The sequence below is a fragment of the Sphingomonas ginsenosidivorax genome (genome assembly GCF_007995065.1).
In the GTDB taxonomy this organism is placed as follows: domain Bacteria; phylum Pseudomonadota; class Alphaproteobacteria; order Sphingomonadales; family Sphingomonadaceae; genus Sphingomonas; species Sphingomonas ginsenosidivorax.
Genome location: NZ_VOQR01000001.1, coordinates 2,758,354 through 2,778,053 on the forward strand (window position 1 = coordinate 2,758,354; position 19,700 = coordinate 2,778,053).

The 19,700-nt window shown below is 67.4% G+C and carries 14 protein-coding genes; 12 read left to right on the forward strand and 2 right to left on the reverse strand.

Annotated elements, in window-relative coordinates; genetic code table 11:
- The first annotated feature begins 6 nt into the window (after positions 1-6).
- The 7 genes from FSB78_RS12505 to FSB78_RS12535 all read left to right on the forward strand — a co-directional run bounded on the left by FSB78_RS12505 (position 7) and on the right by FSB78_RS12535 (position 11,546).
- Positions 7-2,436, forward strand: a complete 2,430-nt coding sequence (locus FSB78_RS12505) for a glycogen/starch/alpha-glucan phosphorylase (RefSeq protein WP_147082949.1) — start codon at positions 7-9, stop codon at positions 2,434-2,436.
- Positions 2,433-4,583 carry a 1,4-alpha-glucan branching protein GlgB gene (gene glgB / locus FSB78_RS12510; protein ID WP_147082950.1) on the forward strand — a complete coding sequence of 717 codons (2,151 nt, stop codon included), beginning with the start codon at positions 2,433-2,435 and terminating at the stop codon, positions 4,581-4,583. The genes FSB78_RS12505 and glgB overlap by 4 nt, the downstream gene beginning before the upstream one ends.
- Before the next feature lie 135 nt (positions 4,584-4,718).
- A complete protein-coding gene (glgC, locus tag FSB78_RS12515; RefSeq protein ID WP_147082951.1) occupies positions 4,719-5,981 on the forward strand; it encodes a glucose-1-phosphate adenylyltransferase in 1,263 nt (420 codons plus the stop codon).
- Between the two features lie 153 nt (positions 5,982-6,134).
- The gene (glgA, locus tag FSB78_RS12520) at positions 6,135-7,583 is read left to right on the forward strand and encodes a glycogen synthase GlgA (protein WP_147082952.1); all 1,449 of its coding nucleotides are present in this window, start codon (positions 6,135-6,137) and stop codon (positions 7,581-7,583) included.
- Positions 7,580-9,199, forward strand: a complete 1,620-nt coding sequence (locus FSB78_RS12525) for an alpha-D-glucose phosphate-specific phosphoglucomutase (RefSeq protein ID WP_147082953.1) — start codon at positions 7,580-7,582, stop codon at positions 9,197-9,199. The genes glgA and FSB78_RS12525 overlap by 4 nt, the downstream gene beginning before the upstream one ends.
- Positions 9,196-10,710: an alpha,alpha-trehalase TreF gene (treF, locus tag FSB78_RS12530; protein WP_147082954.1), complete on the forward strand. Its 1,515-nt coding sequence runs from the start codon at positions 9,196-9,198 to the stop codon at positions 10,708-10,710. The genes FSB78_RS12525 and treF overlap by 4 nt, the downstream gene beginning before the upstream one ends.
- Positions 10,707-11,546, forward strand: coding sequence for an HpcH/HpaI aldolase/citrate lyase family protein (locus tag FSB78_RS12535; protein WP_147082955.1), 840 nt, complete (start codon positions 10,707-10,709; stop codon positions 11,544-11,546). The genes treF and FSB78_RS12535 overlap by 4 nt, the downstream gene beginning before the upstream one ends.
- Before the next feature lie 238 nt (positions 11,547-11,784).
- Here the strand turns inward: FSB78_RS12535 and FSB78_RS12540 are convergent, their stop codons facing one another.
- Entirely contained in the window at positions 11,785-12,906 is a 1,122-nt protein-coding gene (locus tag FSB78_RS12540) for a PQQ-dependent sugar dehydrogenase (protein ID WP_147082956.1), read from the reverse strand.
- A gap of 198 nt (positions 12,907-13,104) precedes the next feature.
- On the opposite strand from FSB78_RS12540, the gene rimP reads away from it, so the two are divergent.
- From rimP to FSB78_RS12555, 3 genes are read left to right on the forward strand one after another with little or no spacing between them, the layout of a single operon-like run.
- Positions 13,105-13,686 (forward strand): ribosome maturation protein RimP, encoded by a 582-nt coding sequence (gene rimP / locus FSB78_RS12545; RefSeq protein ID WP_147082957.1) that lies wholly within the window; start codon positions 13,105-13,107, stop codon positions 13,684-13,686.
- Entirely contained in the window at positions 13,686-15,302 is a 1,617-nt protein-coding gene (nusA, locus tag FSB78_RS12550) for a transcription termination factor NusA (RefSeq protein WP_147082958.1), read from the forward strand. Before rimP ends, nusA begins: the two co-directional genes overlap by 1 nt.
- Entirely contained in the window at positions 15,302-15,538 is a 237-nt protein-coding gene (locus tag FSB78_RS12555; protein WP_147082959.1) for a tautomerase family protein, read from the forward strand. The genes nusA and FSB78_RS12555 overlap by 1 nt, the downstream gene beginning before the upstream one ends.
- A 121-nt stretch (positions 15,539-15,659) precedes the next feature.
- Here the strand turns inward: FSB78_RS12555 and FSB78_RS12560 are convergent, their stop codons facing one another.
- The gene (locus FSB78_RS12560) at positions 15,660-15,968 is read right to left on the reverse strand and encodes a GIY-YIG nuclease family protein (RefSeq protein WP_147084180.1); all 309 of its coding nucleotides are present in this window, start codon (positions 15,966-15,968) and stop codon (positions 15,660-15,662) included.
- 89 nt (positions 15,969-16,057) lie between these two features.
- Here FSB78_RS12560 and FSB78_RS12565 point away from each other — a divergent pair, with 89 nt between their 5' ends.
- Together FSB78_RS12565 and infB are read left to right on the forward strand one after the other, a co-directional pair.
- Complete coding sequence (locus tag FSB78_RS12565) at positions 16,058-16,783, forward strand: DUF448 domain-containing protein (protein WP_147082960.1); 726 nt, start codon at positions 16,058-16,060, stop codon at positions 16,781-16,783.
- Positions 16,780-19,578, forward strand: a complete 2,799-nt coding sequence (gene infB, locus FSB78_RS12570; RefSeq protein WP_147082961.1) for a translation initiation factor IF-2 — start codon at positions 16,780-16,782, stop codon at positions 19,576-19,578. Before FSB78_RS12565 ends, infB begins: the two co-directional genes overlap by 4 nt.
- The last annotated feature ends 122 nt before the right edge of the window (positions 19,579-19,700 follow it).

Genomic DNA, 19,700 nt, shown 5'->3' on the forward strand with positions numbered 1-19,700 from the left:
ACCAGCGTGACCTCAGACACCGCCGTACAGCCGCCCGAACCGACCGTCCAAGCCCTCGCCGATTCGATCCTCGACACGCTCGTCCACCGGATCGGCAAGGATGCGCAGGCGGCGCGACCGCACGACTGGCTGGCGGCGACGATCTTCACCGTGCGCAACGACATCGTCGAACGCTGGATGGCGTCGACCAAGGCGGCGCATGCCGCGGGCGCCAAGCGCGTCTATTATCTGAGCCTCGAATTCCTGATCGGTCGGCTGCTCCGCGACGCGGTGACCAATTTGCAGCGGAGCGACGAGGTGACGCGCGCGCTCGCGATCCACGGCCAGACGCTCGCCGAGCTTGAGGAGATCGAACCCGACGCCGCGCTCGGCAATGGCGGGCTCGGACGACTGGCGGCGTGCTTCATGGAGAGCCTCGCGAGCCTCGACCTGCCCGCCTATGGCTATGGCATTCGCTATGTGAACGGCATGTTCCGCCAGCGGATCGACGATGGCTGGCAGGTCGAGATGCCCGAGAACTGGCTCGCGCACGGCAATCCCTGGGAGTTCGAGCGCCGCGAGAGCGCCTATTTCATCGGCTTCGGCGGCGAGGTGACGATCACCGGCAACCGCGTCCACTGGAACCCGGCGGAGGCGGTCGAGGCGATCGCGGTCGACACCCCGGTGGTCGGCTGGCGGGGCAAGTGGGTCAACACGCTGCGATTGTGGAACGCGCGCGCGTTCGATCCGATCAAGCTCGACAAGTTCAACGCGGGCGATTTCGAGGGCGCGCTGGGCGACCAGATGCGCGCCGAGACGCTGACGCGCGTGCTGTATCCGAACGATTCGACGCCCGCGGGGCAGGAACTGCGGCTGCGGCAGGAATATTTCTTCTCGTCCGCATCGATCCAGGACATCGTCCGGCGGCACATCCAGTATTTCGGCGACATCCAGACGCTGCCCGACAAGGCCGCGATCCAGCTGAACGACACGCACCCCGCGGTGTCGGTCGCCGAGCTGATGCGCGTGCTGATCGACCATCACGACTTCGCGTTCGACGCGGCGTGGGAGATCACCAAGCGGACGTTCGGCTATACCAACCACACGTTGCTGCCCGAGGCGTTGGAGAGCTGGCCGCTGTCGCTGTTCGAGCGGCTGCTGCCGCGGCACATGCAGATCGTCTACCAGATCAACGCCAAGCTACTTCGCGAGGCGCGGAGCGCGGGGTCGAATGACCAGTCGATCGCCGCGATCAGCCTGATCGACGAGGGCGGCGAGCGGCGCGTGCGGATGGCGAACCTGGCGTTCGCCGGATCACACAGCATCAACGGCGTCGCCGCGCTCCATACCGACTTGATGAAGAAGACGGTGTTCGCCGATCTCCACCGGCTGTACCCGACGCGGATCAACAACAAGACCAACGGCATCACGCCGCGCCGCTGGCTGCAGCAATGCAACCCCGGACTGACCGCGCTGATCCGCGAGGCGATCGGCGACGGATTCCTCGACGATGCCGAGCGGCTCATCGATCTGGACCCGTTTGCCGAAGATTCGGGTTTCCGGGAGCGCTTTGCCGCCGTGAAGCGTTCGAACAAGGTCATGCTGGCAAACCACATCTTCGAATCCATGAACCTGCGCATCGATCCGGACGCGATGTTCGACGTCCAGATCAAGCGCATCCACGAATATAAGCGGCAGCTGCTCAACATCGTCGAGACGGTGGCGCTGTACGACCAGATCCGCAGCCATCCCGAACGCGATTGGACGCCGCGCGTGAAGCTGTTCGCCGGCAAGGCCGCGTCGAGCTACCAGAACGCGAAACTCGTCATCAAGCTGGCGAACGACGTCGCACGGCGGGTCAACGCCGATCCGATGACGCGCGACCTGCTGCGCGTCGCGTTCGTGCCCAACTACAACGTGTCGCTGGCCGAGCGGATCGTGCCCGCCGCCGATCTCAGCGAGCAGATCTCGACCGCGGGGATGGAGGCGTCGGGCACCGGCAACATGAAGTTCGCGATGAACGGCGCGCTGACGATCGGCACGCTCGACGGCGCGAACATCGAGATCAAGGACCGCGTCGGCGACGACAATATCTTCATCTTCGGGATGACCGCGGACGAGGTCGAAGCGAAGCGTGCCAACGGCTATGATCCGCGCAGCGTGATCGAGGCGTCGCCCGAACTGCGCCAGGCGGTGTCGGGGATCGCGTCGGGCGTGTTCTCGCCCGACGATCCGGGTCGCTATGCCGGGCTGATGGGCGGGCTGTACGACGGCGACTGGTTCATGGTCGCTGCCGATTTCGACGATTATGCCGCCGCACAGCGCCGCGTCGATGCGCGCTATGTCGACCGCGACGCGTGGACCGCATCGGCGATCCGCAACGTCGCGCGCGTCGGCTGGTTCTCGTCCGACCGCACCATCCGGGAGTATGCCCGCGATATCTGGACCGTCATGTGAAGCCACCCGCCGGTGCCATCGCCGCCCTGCTCGACGGGCGGCACGACGACCCGTTTTCGCTGCTCGGGCTCCATGCCGGACCCGAGGGCGTGTTCGCGCGCGCCTGGATCCCGGGCGCCGAGACGGCCGAGGCGCACGACCTGGCCGGCAGGTCGCTCGGCACGCTGAAGCGCGTCGAGGCGCGCGGGTTGTTCGAGGGGATCGTCAAGGGCGAGGCGCAGCCCGTGCGCTATCACGCGCAGGGCGGCGGCGCGGAGTGGTGGGTGACCGATCCGTACAGCTTCGGCCCCGTGCTCGGGCCGATCGACGACGTGCTGATGGCCGAGGGCACGCATCTGCGCCTGCACGACAAGCTCGGCGCGCATCTGATCACGCACGAGGGCGCGAGCGGCGTGCACTTCGCGCTGTGGGCGCCGAATGCCAGGCGGGTGTCGGTGGTCGGCGATTTCAACGACTGGGACGGCCGCCGCCATGCGATGCGTAAGCGCGGCGGCGTCGGGGTGTGGGAAATCTTCATCCCCGACCTCGCCGAATATCGCAGCTACAAGTTCGAGATCGTCGGCGCGGACGGCGAGACCGAGCCGCTGAAGGCCGATCCGTTCGCGTTCGCCGCCGAACTTCGCCCCGCCAACGCGTCGATCACGCGGAACATGGTGCATGAATGGGGCGATGCCGATCACCGCGCGCACTGGGCCTCGGTCGATCCGCGGCGCGTGCCGATCAGCATCTACGAAGTCCATGCGGGGTCGTGGGACCGCGACGAGAATGACTGGTTCCTGACCTGGGATGCGCTCGCCGACCGGCTGATTCCCTATGTGGTCGAGATGGGCTTCACGCATATCGAGTTCATGCCGATCAGCGAACACCCCTATGATCCGTCATGGGGATACCAGACCACCGGGCTGTACGCGCCGTCCGCGCGGTTCGGCGATGTCGATGGGTTCGCGCGGTTCGTCGACGGTGCGCACCGGGCGGGGATCGGCGTGCTGCTCGACTGGGTCCCTGCGCATTTCCCGACCGACGCGTTCGGGCTCGCGCATTTCGACGGCACCGCGCTGTACGAACATGCCGATCCGCGGCTCGGCTATCACCCCGACTGGAACACCGCGATCTACAATTTCGGGCGGCGCGAAGTGTCGTCGTTCCTGGTCAACAACGCGCTGTTCTGGGCCGAGCGCTATCATGTCGACGGCCTGCGCGTCGATGCGGTTGCGTCGATGCTGTACCGCGACTATTCGCGCAAGGCCGGCGAATGGATCCCGAACGAAGACGGCGGGCGCGAGAACTGGGAGGCGGTGAAGTTCCTCCAGGCGATGAACAAAGAGGTCTATGGCCAACATCCGGGCGTGTTCACCGTCGCCGAAGAGTCCACGTCCTGGCCGGGCGTCTCGAAGCCGGTGCACGAGGGCGGCCTCGGCTTCGGGTTCAAGTGGAACATGGGCTTCATGCACGACACGCTGCAATACATGCAGCGCGACCCGCTCCACCGGAAGCATCATCACGGCGAGATCAATTTCGGGCTGGTCTATGCGTTCAGCGAGAATTTCGTGCTGCCGCTCAGCCATGACGAGGTGGTGCACGGCAAGGGATCGCTGCTGACCAAGATGCCGGGCGACGACTGGCAGCAATTCGCCAATCTGCGCGCCTATTACGCGTTCATGTGGGGCTATCCGGGCAAGAAGCTGCTGTTCATGGGGCAGGAGTTCGCGCAGCGGCGCGAATGGAGCGAGGCGCGCGCGCTCGACTGGAGCCTGCGCGACAATCGCAGCCATGAGGGGATGCGCAACCTGATCCGCGACCTCAACCAGGTGTACCGCGAGAAGCCCGCGCTGCACGGCCGCGACTGCGAGAGCGAGGGGTTCGAATGGCTGATCGCCGACGACGCCGCCAATTCGGTGTTCGCCTGGCTGCGGAAAAGCCCGGGTGCGAAGCCGGTCGCGATCATCGCCAACATGACCCCGATCGCACGCGCGCCGTACCGCATCCCCCTGCCGCATGACGGGCGCTGGTGCGAGATCATCAACAGCGACGCGCGCGAATATTGGGGCAGCGGGCTCGGCAATCTGGGTGGTGTGGTCGCCAAGGACGGCGCGGCCTGGGTCTGCCTGCCGCCGCTCGCGACGATCATGCTGGAGTTCGAGGAATAGCGCCCCGTCATGCCGGGCTCGTCCCGGCACCCAGGGTCCCGCGCGCCCTTGGGGCGAGTGTGCGGAACCCTGGACCCCGGAACAAGTCCGGGGTGACGTCGGTATAGAAACGGAAGAATCGGGGAGAGAGCGAACATGGTCGAACGACGCGGACAACCATTGGCACGCGACGCGATGGCCTATGTCCTGGCAGGCGGACGCGGCAGCCGGCTGATGGAACTGACCGACAGCCGCGCCAAGCCCGCGGTGTATTTCGGCGGCAAGGCGCGGATCATCGACTTCGCTTTGTCGAACGCGATCAATTCGGGCATCCGCCGGATCGGCGTGGCGACGCAGTACAAGGCGCATTCGCTGATCCGCCATCTGCAGAGCGGCTGGAACTTCCTGCGCTCCGAGCGCAACGAGAGCTTCGACATTCTGCCCGCATCGCAGCGGATCAGCGAATTTCAATGGTATGAGGGCACCGCCGACGCGGTGTACCAGAATATCGACATCATCGAGAGCCGCGCGCCCGAATACATGGTCATCCTGGCGGGCGATCATATCTACAAGATGGATTACGAGCTGATCCTGCAACAGCACTGCGAGACCGGTGCGGACGTCACGATCGCCTGTCTCGAAGTGCCGCGGATGGAGGCAGTCGGCTTCGGCGTGATGGCGGTCGACGAACAGGACCGGGTCACCGACTTCGTCGAGAAGCCTGCTGATCCGCCGTCGGTACCGGGCAATCCCGACATCGCGCTGGCCTCGATGGGGATCTATGTCTTCACGACGAAATTGCTGTTCGAGGAACTGCGCCGCGACGCCGAGACACCGGGATCGTCGCGCGATTTCGGCAAGGACATCATCCCGTACCTCGTCAAGCACGGCAAGGCAGTCGCGCACCGCTTCAACGACAGCTGCGTGCGGTCGGGGCTCGAGAAGGAAGCCTATTGGCGCGACGTCGGCACGGTCGACGCCTATTGGGAGGCGAATATCGACCTCACCGACGTGGTGCCGAAGCTCGATCTCTACGACCATAGCTGGCCGCTCTGGACCTATGCCGAGGTCACGCCGCCGGCCAAGTTCGTCCATGCCAGCGACGGCCGACGCGGCGAGGCGGTGTCCAGCCTGGTCTCGGGCGACTGCATCATCTCGGGATCCTCGATCCATCGCAGCCTGATCTTCACCGGCACGCGCGCGCACAGCTATTCGACGCTCGACCAGGCCGTGATCCTGCCGCGCTGCGAGATCGGCCGTGGCGCGCGACTGTCGAAGGTGGTCGTCGATCGCGGCGTCGTGATCCCCGACGGGCTGATCGTCGGCGAAGACCCGGTGCTCGATGCGCAGCGGTTTCGACGCACCGACAACGGCGTCGTGCTGATCACCAAGTCGATGATCGACGCGTTGATCCCGTGAGGGGGACACTTTTCCTACCCCCTCTCCCTCCGGGAGAGGGGCAAGCCGCGCAGCGGCGCGGGGTGAGGGCAGGTTCGTTATGATCGCAGCCCTGCCCTCACCCCTCCGCCGCGCTTCGCGCGGCTCCTCCCCTCTCCCGATGGGAGAGGGGCTGTGACCCGTGTCCTTTCGGTTGCGTCCGAGGCCTATCCGCTGATCAAGACCGGCGGGCTGGCCGATGTCGTCGGCGCCCTGCCCGCCGCGCTCGCGCCGCACGGCGTTGCGACGACGACGTTGTTGCCGGGATATCCGGCGCTCGCCGCGGTCACGAAGCGGGCGAAGGTCGTGCATCGCTACACCGACCTGTTCGGCAGCCCGGCGCGGATCCTCTCGGCGAAGATCGGCGAGCATCCGCTGCTGGTGCTCGACGCGCCGGCGCTGTTCGCGCGCGGCGGCGGGCCGTATGGCGATGCGACGGGCGCGGACTGGGACGATAACTGGCGGCGGTTCGCCGCATTCGGCCGGGTCGGCGCGGATCTCGCCTCGGGCGTGGTGGCCGGGCATGCCTATGACATTCTCCACGCGCATGACTGGCAGGCGGCGATGGCGCCCGCCTATCTGCGCTGGGCGCCGGGCCCGGGGCGCCCCGCGAAGTCGGTTGTCACGGTCCACAACATCGCGTTCCAGGGCCGCTACGGCGCCGACATCTTTTCCGAACTCGGGCTGCCCGACGCCGCGTTCGCGCTGGACGGCGTCGAATATTATGGCGGCGTCGGCTTCCTCAAGGCGGGGCTCGAGGCTGCGGACGCGATCACCACGGTCAGCCCGACCTATGCCGCGGAGATCCGTCGCGGCGAATTCGGCATGGGGCTGGAAGGGTTGATCAACACGCACGCCGCGCGCGTGACGGGGATCGTCAACGGCATCGATCCCGCGGTGTGGAACCCGGCAAGCGACTCCGCACTGCACGCGCGGTATTCGGCACGCACGATCGCGCGGCGGCGCGTCAACAAGCGCGCGGTCGAGGCGATGTTCGGGCTCGACGCCGGCGATGGCCCGATCTTCACCGTGATCAGCCGCCTGACCTGGCAGAAGGGCATGGACGTGCTCGTCCGCGTGCTCGACGATCTGGTTGCGATGGGCGGGCGGCTCGCGCTGCTCGGGTCGGGCGACACCGCGCTCGAACTCGCCTTCCTCGCTGCCGCCGATCGCCACCCCGGGCGGATCGGCGTGCGGATCGGCTATGACGAACCCGCCTCGCATCTGTTGCAGGGTGGTGCGGACGCGATCCTGATCCCGTCGCGGTTCGAACCGTGCGGACTGACGCAGCTCTACGGTCTGGCCTATGGGTGCGTACCGGTGGTGGCGCGGACCGGCGGGCTGTCGGACACGGTGATCGACGCCAACGAAGCGGGAATCGCCGCCGGCGTCGCGACCGGGATCCAGCACGACGGCGTCTCGCCCGAGGCGGTGTCGCACGCTATCGCGCGCGCTACCGCGCTGTATGCGACGCCGGACCGCTGGGCGACGCTGCAGCGCAACGGCATGCGCGCCGATTTTTCCTGGGGAGAGAGCGGTCGTCGCTACGCCCAGCTCTACGCGAAACTGATGGAGCCTTCATGATCCGTACCGTTGCGACGACGCCCTATACCGACCAGAAGCCCGGCACGTCGGGGCTGCGCAAGAAGGCGACGGTCTTCCAGCAGCCGAACTATGCCGAGAATTTCGTGCAGGCGGTGTTCGACGTGGTCGAGGACAAGGCCGGGGCGACTTTGGTGATCGGCGGCGACGGACGGTTCCTCAACCGAGAGGTGATCCAGGTCGCGATCCGGATGGCGGCGGCGAACGGCTTCGGGCGCGTCGTGGTCGGGCGTGGCGGCATCCTGTCGACGCCCGCTGCCAGCCACATGATCCGCAAGCGCGGCGCGATCGGCGGGCTGATCCTGTCGGCGAGCCACAATCCCGGCGGGCCGACCGAGGATTTCGGGATCAAGTACAACATCGCCAATGGCGGTCCGGCGCCCGAGAAGGTGACCAACGGAATTCTGGCGCGGACGCTCGACATCGATCGCTGGCTGACGGTGGATGCAGACGACATCGACCTGGATGCGGACGGTGTGGTCGAGGTCGGCGGGATGCCGGTCGAGGTGGTCGATCCGGTCGGAGATTATGCCGCGCTGATGGAGACGCTGTTCGATTTCGACGCGATCCGGGCGGCCAGGCTGACGATGGCGTTCGACGCGATGAGCGCGGTGACCGGGCCGTACGCGACCGAGATCCTCGAAGGCCGGCTGGGGTTCGCAAAGGGCACGGTGCGCAACGGCACTCCCCTGCCCGATTTCGGCGGGCATCATCCCGATCCCAATCTCGTCCATGCGCACGAACTCTACGAGACGATGATGGCCGCGGACGCGCCCGATTTCGGCGCGGCATCGGATGGCGATGGCGATCGCAACCTGATCATCGGGCGGCATCGGTTCGTGACGCCGTCGGACAGCCTGGCGATGCTGGCGGCGAACGCGCATCTGGCGAAGGGCTATACCGGCGGGCTCAAGGGCATCGCCCGGTCGATGCCGACCAGCGCCGCCGCCGACCGGGTGGCCGAAGCACTCGGCATTCCCGCGTTCGAGACGCCGACGGGGTGGAAGTTCTTCGGAAACCTGCTCGACGCCGGCATGGCGACGATCTGCGGCGAGGAGAGCGCAGGCACCGGGTCCGACCATGTCCGCGAGAAGGACGGGCTGTGGGCGGTGCTGCTGTGGCTCAACATCCTGGCCGTCCGCGGCGAGAGCGTCGATGCGATCGCACGCGATCACTGGGCGAAGTACGGGCGCAATTACTATGCGCGGCATGATTATGAGGGCGTCGAGAGCGACAAGGCCGACGCGCTGATGGCGGCGCTGCGCGGGTCGCTGGCGACGCTGCCGGGGACGCGCTTCGGCGATCTCGTCGTCGAGGCGGCGGACGACTTCGCCTATACCGATCCGACCGATGGGTCGGTCAGCCGCAACCAAGGCGTGCGCGTGCTGTTCGAGGGCGGCAGCCGCGTCGTGTTCCGCCTGTCGGGCACCGGCACCAGCGGCGCGACGTTGCGCGTGTATCTGGAGCGGTACGAGCCCGCTGGTGGCGATCTCGACCGCGAGACGGGCGATATGCTCGCCGACATCGTCGCAGCGGCGGACGCGATCGCGGGTATCGTCGAGCATACCGGGAGGACTGCCCCGGACGTCGTGACGTGAAGCTGCGCTACCTCCTCCCCGCGCTGCTGGTCGCGGCAAGCCCGGCGCCGAAGTCGCCCGCACAGCTGTTCGGGCCGCTGTATCACGCGGTGCAGATGCGCGGGATCTTCCCGGATTCGAAGACCTTTGCCGACGCGACGCCGAAGCGGCCGGCGGCGGCGATCCTCGCCGATTATGCGAAGTGCCGGTGCGCCGAGGATGCGACGCTTCGCCAGTTCGTGCGGGTCAATTTCGACATTCCCGAGGCGCCCGCCGCACCGCCCTCGTCCGAACGCCTGCCGCTGAAGGCGCATATCGACGCGCTGTGGCCACAGTTGACCCGGACGACCGCGCGCGTCCCCGCAGGATCGTCGGCGCTGACGCTGCCGCGGCGCTATGTCGTGCCGGGCGGGCGGTTCCGCGAGATGTACTATTGGGACAGCTATTTCACGATGCTGGGGCTGGCGCGAGGCGGGCGGCAGGACTTGGTCGAGGACATGGTGGTCGATTTCGGCAGCCTGGTCGATCGCTACGGCCATATCCCCAACGGCACGCGGACCTATTATCTTAGCCGCTCGCAACCGCCGGTCTTCTACCTGATCGCCGGGCTGTCGCGCGACGCGAAGACGCTCAGCGTCCGCAACCGCCAGTTGCGTGCCGAGCACGCCTATTGGATGGCAGGCGCCGAGGCGCTGAAGCTCGGGCAACAGAATGCGCGCGTCGTGCGGCTCGCCGACGGCGCGCTGCTCAACCGCTATTGGGACGATCGCGACGACCCGCGCGACGAAAGCTACAAGGAAGATACCGAGCTCGCCGACCGCACCCCGGGTCGGGACCGCAAGCAACTGTTCCGCGACCTGCGGGCGGCGGCGGAGAGCGGTTGGGACTTCTCGTCGCGCTGGTTCGCGGACGGGCGGAGTCTGGCGACGATCCGCACCACGCGGTTCGCGCCGGTCGATCTCAACAGCTTGATGGTGGGCATGGAGCAGGCCATCGCGGCAAATTGCCGGACGCTGCGCGATGCGCCGTGCGCCACCGCGTTCGACAAGAGGGCGACGGCGCGGGTCGCCGCGATGCGGGCGCATCTGTGGAACGGGCGGTTCTTCGCGGATCTCGACCTCGATACCGGCAAGCCGAACGGTTTTGCGAGCGCGGCGATGGCATTTCCGTTGTTCGCGGGCGTCGCGACCGAGGACCAGGCGCGCGCGACGGCGAAGGCGCTGGCACCCTTCGTCGGCGAAGGCGGGATCCGAACGACGCTGGTTAGCAGCGGGCAGCAATGGGACGAACCCAATGGCTGGGCGCCGCTGCAGTGGGTCGGGGTCCAGGGTCTGCGACGGTATCGCGAAACCGCGCTGGCGGAGCGCATCGCCGCGGCCTGGCTGGCGAGCGTCGAGCGCGAATATCGGGCGAGCGGAAAACTGCTCGAGAAATACGACGTGGTCGAGCGGCGGCCGGGGGGCGGCGGCGAATATCCGAACCAGGACGGGTTCGGCTGGACCAACGGCGTGACACGGGCGCTGATGCCATGACGCTCCGCCGTCGCCGCACCGCGCTCTACATGCCCGCCTCGAACGCGCGGGCGATCGCGAAGGCGCGCGGGCTCGCCTGCGACGTCGTGATCCTCGATCTGGAGGATGCGGTCGCTCCCGACGAGAAGGCGCGGGCGCGTCAGCAGGTGGTGGACGAGATCGGCGCCGGCGGGTTTGGAACGCGTGAACTGGTGGTGCGGATCAACGCGCTCGATACGCCTTGGGGTGCCGACGATGCCGCGGCCGTACGCGCGATCGGGGCGGATGCGGTACTGGTGCCGAAGATGGCGAGCGTGAGCGGACTCGCGGCGGTACGGCATGCACTGCGCGAGGACGGGCCGCCGATCTGGGCGATGATCGAGACGTGCGCAGGCGTGCTCGCCCTGCCCGCGCTCGCCGCGGCGGCGGGCGAGATGCGGCTGGCGGCGCTGGTCGCAGGGACCAACGATCTCGCCAAGGAGATGCGGTGTCGGCCGGGCGCGGACCGGATGCCGCTGGTGCCGGCGCTGGCGGGACTCGTGACGGCGGCGCGCGCGGCGGGGATCGTGGCGCTGGACGGCGTGTGCAACGCGCTCGATGCGCCCGATCGGTTCGCGGCGGAATGCGCACAGGGTGTGGCGCTCGGGTTCGACGGGAAGACGCTGATCCATCCGGCGCAGATCGACGCCGCGCACGCGGCATTCGGGCCGAGCGCGGAGGACCTGGCCTGGGCGCGCGCGGTGATCGCGGCGTTCGCGGCGCCGGGGAATGCCGACAAGGGCGCGATCCGGCTGGACGGGCAAATGGTCGAACGGTTGCATCTCGCCGAGGCGGAAGCGGTGGTGGCGGAGGTCTAGGCTTTCCGTTCCCCCGCGGAGGCGGGGGTCCAGAGCCACGAACGGTATCGCCTGTAATCCTGGACTCCCGCCTTCGCGGGAGAACGGATGGGTGGAGGGTTGATCCCACTCTCCGTTCCCCGGCGGAGGCCGGTGCCAGTTGGGGGACGGTCGTAACGAAAGTCCGTCCGGTGTTACCGTCGTCCCCCAACTGGGCCCCGGCCTTCGCCGGGGAACAGCGTGGGTCGCAAAAGAACAGCTACCGCTTCGGCGTCAGCTTGAGCAGCCGCCCCTGCGACTTCCCGCCATCCTCCAGCACCCAGATCGCGCCGTCGGGCCCCTGTTCGACCTCGCGGATGCGCGCGCCCATATCCCATTGATCGCCCTTGGTCGCGGTCGTGCCGGTCAGGTGGACGCGGACCAGCGACTGCGACGACAGCCCGCCGATGAACGCGTCGCCCTTCCATTGCGGGAACATCGCGCCCGAATAGATCATCAGCCCGCCCGGCGAGATCACCGGGTTCCACCAGACCTTCGGCGCCTCGTAGCCGTCGCCGGCCTTGTGATCGGGGATGTCGCGGCCGTCATAGTGGCTGCCGTTCGACGCGTTGGGCCAGCCATAGTTGAGACCGGGCCTGATCAGGTTGACCTCGTCGCCGCCCTTCGGCCCCATCTCCTGCTCCCAGAGATTGCCGGCCTTGTCGAACGCGAGTCCCAGCAGGTTGCGGTGGCCATAGCTCCATACCTCGGGTGCGAACCCCTTGCTCACCAGCGGGTTGCCGGGCGCGGGCTTGCCGTCGAGCGTCAGGCGCAGGACTTTGCCGAGCGTCGCCTTGGGATCCTGCGCGGGCGTAAACTTCTGCCGCTCGCCATTGGTGAAGAACAGGTACTTCCCGTCGGGCGAGAAGGCGATGCGGCCGGAATAATGGCCGTTGCCCTCGACGAACGGCCGCGCCGAGAAAAGGGCCTCGATCTCGCCGAGACGCGTGCCCCCGGCACCGTCCGGACGCAGGCGCCCCCGTGCCAGCACGACGCCCTTGCCGCCCTCGCCCGCGGTCGAATAGCTGAAATACACGCGCTGGCTGGTCGCGAAATCGGGCGCGAGGACGACGTCCATCAGTCCGCCCTGCCCCGCCGAATCGACGGTGATCGTCGCTACCGTCTGGCGCGATGCGCCGTCGGCGGAAACGAGCAGCATCGTGCCCGCCTTTTCCGTCACCAGCATCCGGTTGTCGGGCAGGACCGTCATCGCCCAGGGCGACTCGAAATCGGCGACGACGGTGCGCGTGAACGGATCGGCGGTCGCCTGCGCAGCGGCGGGGGCGGTCAGCGACGAACAGGCGATCAAGGCGATCGGCAGGGCAAGCAAGGATGGACGCATTGGTTTCTCTCCCGGGAAATCCTCCGCACAACGATCGTCCGCGCCGATTCGATGCGCAAGGCCCGTCGAGCAGGGCTTGTACGGCAAGGCTTGTATGGGGCCTGCAACCTGCGTATATCATCCACCTACTCTAAATCGTCAGATGAAGAGGCTGCGGGGTTCTCCCCGCGGCGCCAACCTCCCGTGTTTGGAGCCCCGATGGCGGATATCGCCCTATTGACCGCGTTGATCGAGCCCGAGGCGCAGGCCCTAGGCTTGTCGCTCGTGCGCGTGCGCATGCAGGGCGGCAAGTCCGACCCGACGCTGCAGGTGATGGCCGAGCGCCCCGACACCCGCCAGCTGGTGATCGAGGATTGCGCCGAGCTTTCGCGCCGTATCTCGGACAAGTTCGACGCGCTTGAGGAAGCCGGCAAGGACCCGATCCCCGTCGCCTATCGCCTCGAAGTGTCGAGCCCGGGGATCGACCGGCCGCTGACCCGGCTGCAGGACTTTGCCGACTGGGCGGGGCAGGAAGCGCGCATCCGCCTCACCGAGCCGTTCGAGGACCGCAAGCAGATCTCGGGCAATCTGGTCGGCGTCGAGGGTACGAAGATCACGGTCGACGTCAACAAGCACAAGATGATGACGATCGACTATACGCAGGTCGCCGACGCGAAACTCGTCATGACCGATCGACTCATCGCCGCCACGGCCCCGCTTTCAACCGAAGGCGCGGACGAGGTGTTCTATCAGGATGTGCCTGAAGAGGCCGCCGAGACCAACGAAGAAGGACAGCATTGATGGCCACGGCAGTCACCGCAAACCGCGCCGAACTGATCGCAATCGCAAACTCGGTCGCGTCGGAAAAGATGATCGACAAGGGCATCGTCATCGAGGCGATGGAGGACGCGATCCAGCGCGCGGCGCGCTCGCGCTACGGCGCCGAGAACGACATCCGTGCCAAGCTCGACCCGAACACCGGCGACCTTCGCCTGTGGCGCGTCGTCGAGGTGGTCGAGGCGGTCGACGATTATTTCAAGCAGGTCGACCTGAAGGGCGCGGAGAAGCTGCAGCCCGGCGCGGTGATCGGTGATTACATCGTCGATCCGCTGCCCCCGATCGAGTTCGGCCGCATCGCCGCCCAAGCCGCCAAGCAGGTCATCTTCCAGAAGGTCCGCGATGCCGAGCGCGAGCGCCAGTATGAGGAATTCAAGGACCGCGCTGGCGAGATCATCACCGGCGTCGTCAAGCGCGTCGAGTTCGGCCATGTCGTTGTCGACCTGGGCCGCGCCGAGGGCGTCATCCGCCGCGACGCGCAGATCCCGCGCGAAGTGGTGCGCGTCAACGACCGCATCCGCTCGCTGATCCTCAACGTCCGCCGCGAGAACCGTGGCCCGCAGATCTTCCTCAGCCGCGCGCATCCCGACTTCATGAAGAAGCTGTTCGCGCAGGAAGTGCCCGAAATCTACGACGGCATCATCGAGATCAAGGCTGCGGCCCGCGATCCGGGCAGCCGCGCGAAGATCGGCGTCATCAGCCATGATTCGTCGATCGACCCGGTCGGCGCGTGCGTCGGCATGAAGGGCAGCCGCGTGCAGGCCGTCGTGCAGGAGATGCAGGGCGAGAAGATCGACATCATCCCCTGGTCGCCCGATACCGCGACCTTCGTCGTCAACGCGCTGCAGCCGGCCTCCGTCAGCCGCGTCGTGATCGACGAGGAAGAGGATCGCATCGAGGTCGTCGTTCCCGACGATCAGCTCAGCCTCGCGATCGGTCGCCGCGGCCAGAACGTCCGTCTCGCCAGCCAGCTGACCGGCAGCGCGATCGACATCCTGACCGAGGCCGATGCATCGGAGAAGCGCCAGAAGGAATTCGTCGAGCGGTCGGGCATGTTCGAGAAGGAGCTCGACGTCGACGAGACGCTCGCGCAGCTGCTCGTCGCCGAGGGCTTCACCAGCCTTGAGGAAGTCGCCTATGTCGAGGTCGACGAGATCGCGGGCATCGAGGGCTTCGACGAGGATCTGGCCGGCGAGTTGCAGAACCGCGCGACCGAGGCGCTCGAGCGCCGCGACGCCGCCAACAAGGAAGAGCGTACCGCACTGGGCGTCGACGACGCGCTGATCAACATGCCGTATCTGACCGAGGCGATGCTCGTCACGCTCGGCAAGGCGAACATCAAGACGCTCGACGACCTCGCCGATCTCGCGACCGACGAGCTGGTCGAGAAGAAGCGCGTCGAACCGCGCCGCCGCAACGAGGACGCGCCGAAGCGGCCTGAGCCGAAGGGCGGCATCCTCAGCGAATATGGCCTGTCGGACGAGCAGGGCAACGAGATCATCATGGCCGCGCGCGCGCACTGGTTCGCCGACGAAGAGCCTGCCGCCGAGTCGGCCGACTCGGAGGAGAGCGAAGCCTGATGCCGTTCGTCAGCATCCGCATCTCCGGGTCCGCGACCAAGGACCAGAAGGCCGGCATCGTCGCCGACGTCACCCAGTCGCTCGTCGAGCGGCTGGGGAAGAACCCGGCTGCGGTGCAGATCGTGATCGAAGAGGTCGCGCTGGAAAACTACGGCGCCGGCGGGATGCTGATCGCCGACCGCGACAAGCCCAAACCTCGTTCGCAGGAGGACGCGCATGCGGAATCCTCGCAATGAGACGCTAGGGCGTTTATTACCCCGTCATGCCGGGCTCGTCCCGGCATCCAGGGTGTGTCTCCACCCGTCGGTCCCGTTCGACAACTCTGGATGCCGGGACAAGCCCGGCATGACGGAGAGATCAGTCGAGCGGCGGCAGGCCGAGGTCGAGCGCCAGGTCGCGCCATTGCGGGTTGTCGCGTTCGATCATGGTCAGCTTGTAGCGGCGCGGCCATTTCTTGATCCGTTTTTCGGCCTCGATTGCCCCTTCCATGGTGTCGGCCATGTCAAACCAGACGAGGCGGGTTACCCCGTAGCGCTTGGTAAAGCCTTCGAAGCTGCAATCCCGGTGCTGCATGATGCGGCCGACCAGATTCGAGGTCACGCCGATGTACAGCGTGCCGTTGCGGCCGCTGGCCAGGATGTAGACGCAGGGTTGTCGCTCTCTCATCTCGATCAGCGTGCTACTCCCTGGATGCCGGGACAAGCCTGTCCTGAGCTCCGCCGAAGGGCCCGGCATGACGACGGGAGGATCGCGGCATGACTGACCCCATCCGCAAATGCGTCCTCTCCGGCGAGCGCGACGTCCGCCCCCATCTCATCCGCCTCGCGCTCGCGCCCGACGGGCAGGTCCATCCCGACGTCCGCGCCAAGGCCCCCGGCCGCGGCGCGTGGATCGGCGTGACCCGCGCGGAACTCGAGGTCGCGCTCAATAAGGGCAAGCTCAAGGGCGTACTGAGCCGCGCGTTCAAGACGAGCGAGTTCACGCTCTCCCCCGACTTGCCCGAGCAGATCGCCGTCGCGCTGGAACGCAACGCGATGGACCGCCTCGGCCTCGAATCGCGCAGCGGTACCGTGCTGATCGGCTCCGACCGGATCGCGCAGAACGCGCGGTCGGGGAAGCTTGCGAGCCTGTATCACGCGTCGGACGCGAGCGAGGACGGCAACCGCAAGCTCGACCAGGCCTGGCGCATCGGCAACGATGTCGAGGGCTCCGGCCTCAGGGGGTTGGCACTGCCGGCGACGCGCACCATATTGGGATTGGCGCTGGGCCGTGAAAATGTGGTACACATTGGCCTGACTGATCGTGCTGCGGCAAAGCGGGTGAGCGAAGCGCTCGACCGCTGGCTGCATTTTATCGGACCCGAACCTACTCCCGTGCCTTGCGAAACGGCCTCGCAGGGCGCATCGGCGTCTCAACAAAAGGGGCCGCCCGACCTTTCCGGCGCCCCAACGGCCGCAGACGTACACGAGGAATTTGAGTGAGCGACACCGACAACGAGAAGCCGAAACTTGGCATGCGCGCACCTCTGGGTGTGAAGCGCACGGTCGAGACCGGCCAGGTGAAGCAGAGCTTCAGCCATGGCCGGTCCAACACGGTGATCGTCGAAACGAAGCGGGCGCGCGTCCTGCGCCGGCCGGGCGAGCCCGAGCCGGTCCAGGAGACCGTCGCTCCTGCAGCACCGACCCCGCCGGTCGCGGCACCGCAGGCGCGTGCGCCCGAGCCGACGCCTGCACCGCGTCCGGTGCCGAGCAACCTGTCCGCACAGGAGCGCCAGGCGCTGTTGCTGCGCCAGGCCGAAGAGCAGCGCATGAACACGCTGGAGGAAACGCGCCGTCGTGCGGAGAGCGATCGCCTGCGTGCGATCGAGGAAGAGCGCCAGCGCGCCGAAGCCAAGGTGAAGGCCGAGGCAGACGCCAAGGCGGCGCCTGCACCCGCGCCGACTCCGGCACCGGCGCCCGCTCCCGTGGCAGCCGATCCGGTTGCTGCCCCGGCACCGACGCCCGAGCCCGCTCCGGCTCCGGTCGCTGCCGCGCCTGCATCGACGCCCACGCCGACTCCGGCGGCTGCTCCGGTCGTGGCGCGCGCCGCACCGGCGCCCGCTCCCGCCCCGACTCCGGCACCTCCGCCGCCGATCGTCGAGCTGACCCGCGATCCGTCGATGCCGGCACCGCGCCGCTTCTCGCCCGTTGCCCGGCCCGAGCGGCCTCCGCCGCCGCCGCCCAAGCCCGTCGAGGCGCCTGCTCCGGCAGCGACCGCATCGACGACGGCTGGTGCGGCCGCCCGTCCCGGCGCGACCGGTCCGAACGCGGTTGCCGGTGGCGTCCGTCGCGACGCCGTGCCGAGCCGTCCGCAGCAGCGCGACCGCAAGGGCGACGATCGTCGCACCGCGGGCAAGCTGACCGTCAACCGCGCGCTCGGCGACGGTGACGGCGCGCGCGCGCGTTCGCTCGCCGCGCTCAAGCGTGCCCGTGAGAAGGAACGCCGTGGTTCGGGTGGCCCGCGCGAGCCGCAGGTCAAGCAGATTCGCGACGTCGTCGTGCCGGAATCGATCACCGTGCAGGAACTCGCCAACCGCATGGCCGAGAAGGGCGCCGACCTGGTCAAGACGCTGTTCAAGATGGGCATGCCCGTTACGATGACGCAGACGATCGACCAGGATACCGCCGAGCTGCTGGTAACCGAATTCGGCCACAACCTGACTCGCGTCAGCGATTCGGACATCGACATTGCTGCCGATATCGAGATGGACGCCGAGGACACGCTGAAGGCGCGTCCGCCGGTGGTCACGATCATGGGCCATGTCGATCACGGCAAGACGTCGCTGCTCGATGCCCTTCGCGGCACCGACGTGGTGCGCGGCGAGGCCGGTGGCATCACGCAGCATATCGGCGCCTATCAGGTCACGCTGAAGGACAAGTCGAAGATCACCTTCCTCGACACGCCGGGCCACGAGGCGTTCACGCAGATGCGTGCGCGCGGCGCGGACGTCACCGACATCGTCGTCCTCGTCGTCGCGGCCGACGACGGGCTGATGCCGCAGACGATCGAGGCGATCAACCACACCAAGGCGGCCGGCGTGCCGATGATCGTGGCGATCAACAAGATCGACAAGGACGGTGCCAATCCGCAGAAGGTGCGCGAGCGCCTGCTCGAGCACGAGGTCATCGTCGAGGAGATGTCGGGCGACGTCCAGGACGTCGAGGTCTCGGCACTCAAGAAGACCGGCCTCGACGAGCTGATCGAGAAGATCCAGCTGCAGGCCGAGCTGCTCGACCTCAAGGCGAACCCCGACCGCGCGGCCGAAGGCACCGTGATCGAGGGCAAGCTCGACAAGGGTCGTGGTCCGGTTGCGACCATCCTCGTCAACCGCGGCACGCTCAAGATCGGCGACATCTTCGTCGTCGGTGCCGAGAGCGGCAAGGTCCGCGCGCTGGTCGACGACAAGGGTCGGCAGATCAAGGAAGCCGGTCCGGCGATGCCGGTCGAGGTCCTGGGCCTGTCGGGCGTGCCGCTGGCGGGGGACCCGCTGTCGGTGGTCGAGAACGAGGCGCGTGCCCGCGAAGTCGCGGAATATCGCAAGGGCGTGAAGACCGACAAGCGCACGACCTCGGTTCCGGCAAGCCTGGAATCGATGTTCTCGGCGCTCAAGGAGAAGCAGGCGATCGAGTATCCGCTGGTCGTCAAGGCAGACACGCAGGGGACCGTCGAGGCGATCGTCGGCGCGATCAACAAGATCTCCACGGATCTGATCAAGGCCCGCGTGCTGCATTCGGGCGTCGGTGGCATCACCGAGTCCGACGTGACGCTCGCCGGGGCTTCGGGCGCGCCGATCATCGGCTTCAACGTTCGTCCGAATGCCAAGGCCCGCGAGATCGCCGAGCGCCAGAAGGTCGCGTTCAAATACTATGACGTGATCTACGACCTGATCGACGAGATCCGCGCCGGCATGGCGGGCGAGCTCGGGCCGGAGGCGTTCGAGACGGTCGTCGGCCGTGCGGAAATCCGCGAGGTCTTCTCGGCGGGCAAGCATGGCAAGGCGGCGGGTCTGCTCGTCACCGAGGGCAATATCCGCAAGGCGCTGAAAGCCCGTATCACGCGCAACGACGTCATCATCTACCAGGGCGAGATCGCAAGTCTGCGTCGCTTCAAGGACGATGTGGCGGAGGTCCGTGCAGGGCTGGAGTGCGGCGTGACGTTCACGTCGAACTTCGTCGACATCAAGGCAGGCGACGTCCTCGAGACGTTCGAAGTCGAGATGCGCGAACGCACGCTGTAAGTACTGCTCCCCCTCCCGCTCGCGGGAGGGGGCTGGGGGGTGGGCACCCGCCATCCACGGCGCGAGACGCTGAGGCCGGGAGCCCACCCCCGGCCCCTCCCGCAAGCGGGAGGGGAGTTTGA

Excerpts from the sequence above, each read along its gene's own strand:
- glgC (WP_147082951.1), top strand. The coding sequence starts at position 4,719 with ATGGTCGAACGACGCGGACAACCATTGGCACGCGACGCGATGGCCTAT.
- FSB78_RS12525 (WP_147082953.1), top strand. The coding sequence starts at position 7,580 with ATGATCCGTACCGTTGCGACGACGCCCTATACCGACCAGAAGCCCGGC.
- FSB78_RS12535 (WP_147082955.1), top strand. The coding sequence starts at position 10,707 with ATGACGCTCCGCCGTCGCCGCACCGCGCTCTACATGCCCGCCTCGAAC.
- FSB78_RS12540 (WP_147082956.1), bottom strand. The coding sequence starts at position 12,906 with ATGCGTCCATCCTTGCTTGCCCTGCCGATCGCCTTGATCGCCTGTTCG.
- rimP (WP_147082957.1), top strand. The coding sequence starts at position 13,105 with ATGGCGGATATCGCCCTATTGACCGCGTTGATCGAGCCCGAGGCGCAG.
- nusA (WP_147082958.1), top strand. The coding sequence starts at position 13,686 with ATGGCCACGGCAGTCACCGCAAACCGCGCCGAACTGATCGCAATCGCA.
- FSB78_RS12555 (WP_147082959.1), top strand. The coding sequence starts at position 15,302 with ATGCCGTTCGTCAGCATCCGCATCTCCGGGTCCGCGACCAAGGACCAG.
- FSB78_RS12560 (WP_147084180.1), bottom strand. The coding sequence starts at position 15,968 with ATGAGAGAGCGACAACCCTGCGTCTACATCCTGGCCAGCGGCCGCAAC.
- FSB78_RS12565 (WP_147082960.1), top strand. The coding sequence starts at position 16,058 with ATGACTGACCCCATCCGCAAATGCGTCCTCTCCGGCGAGCGCGACGTC.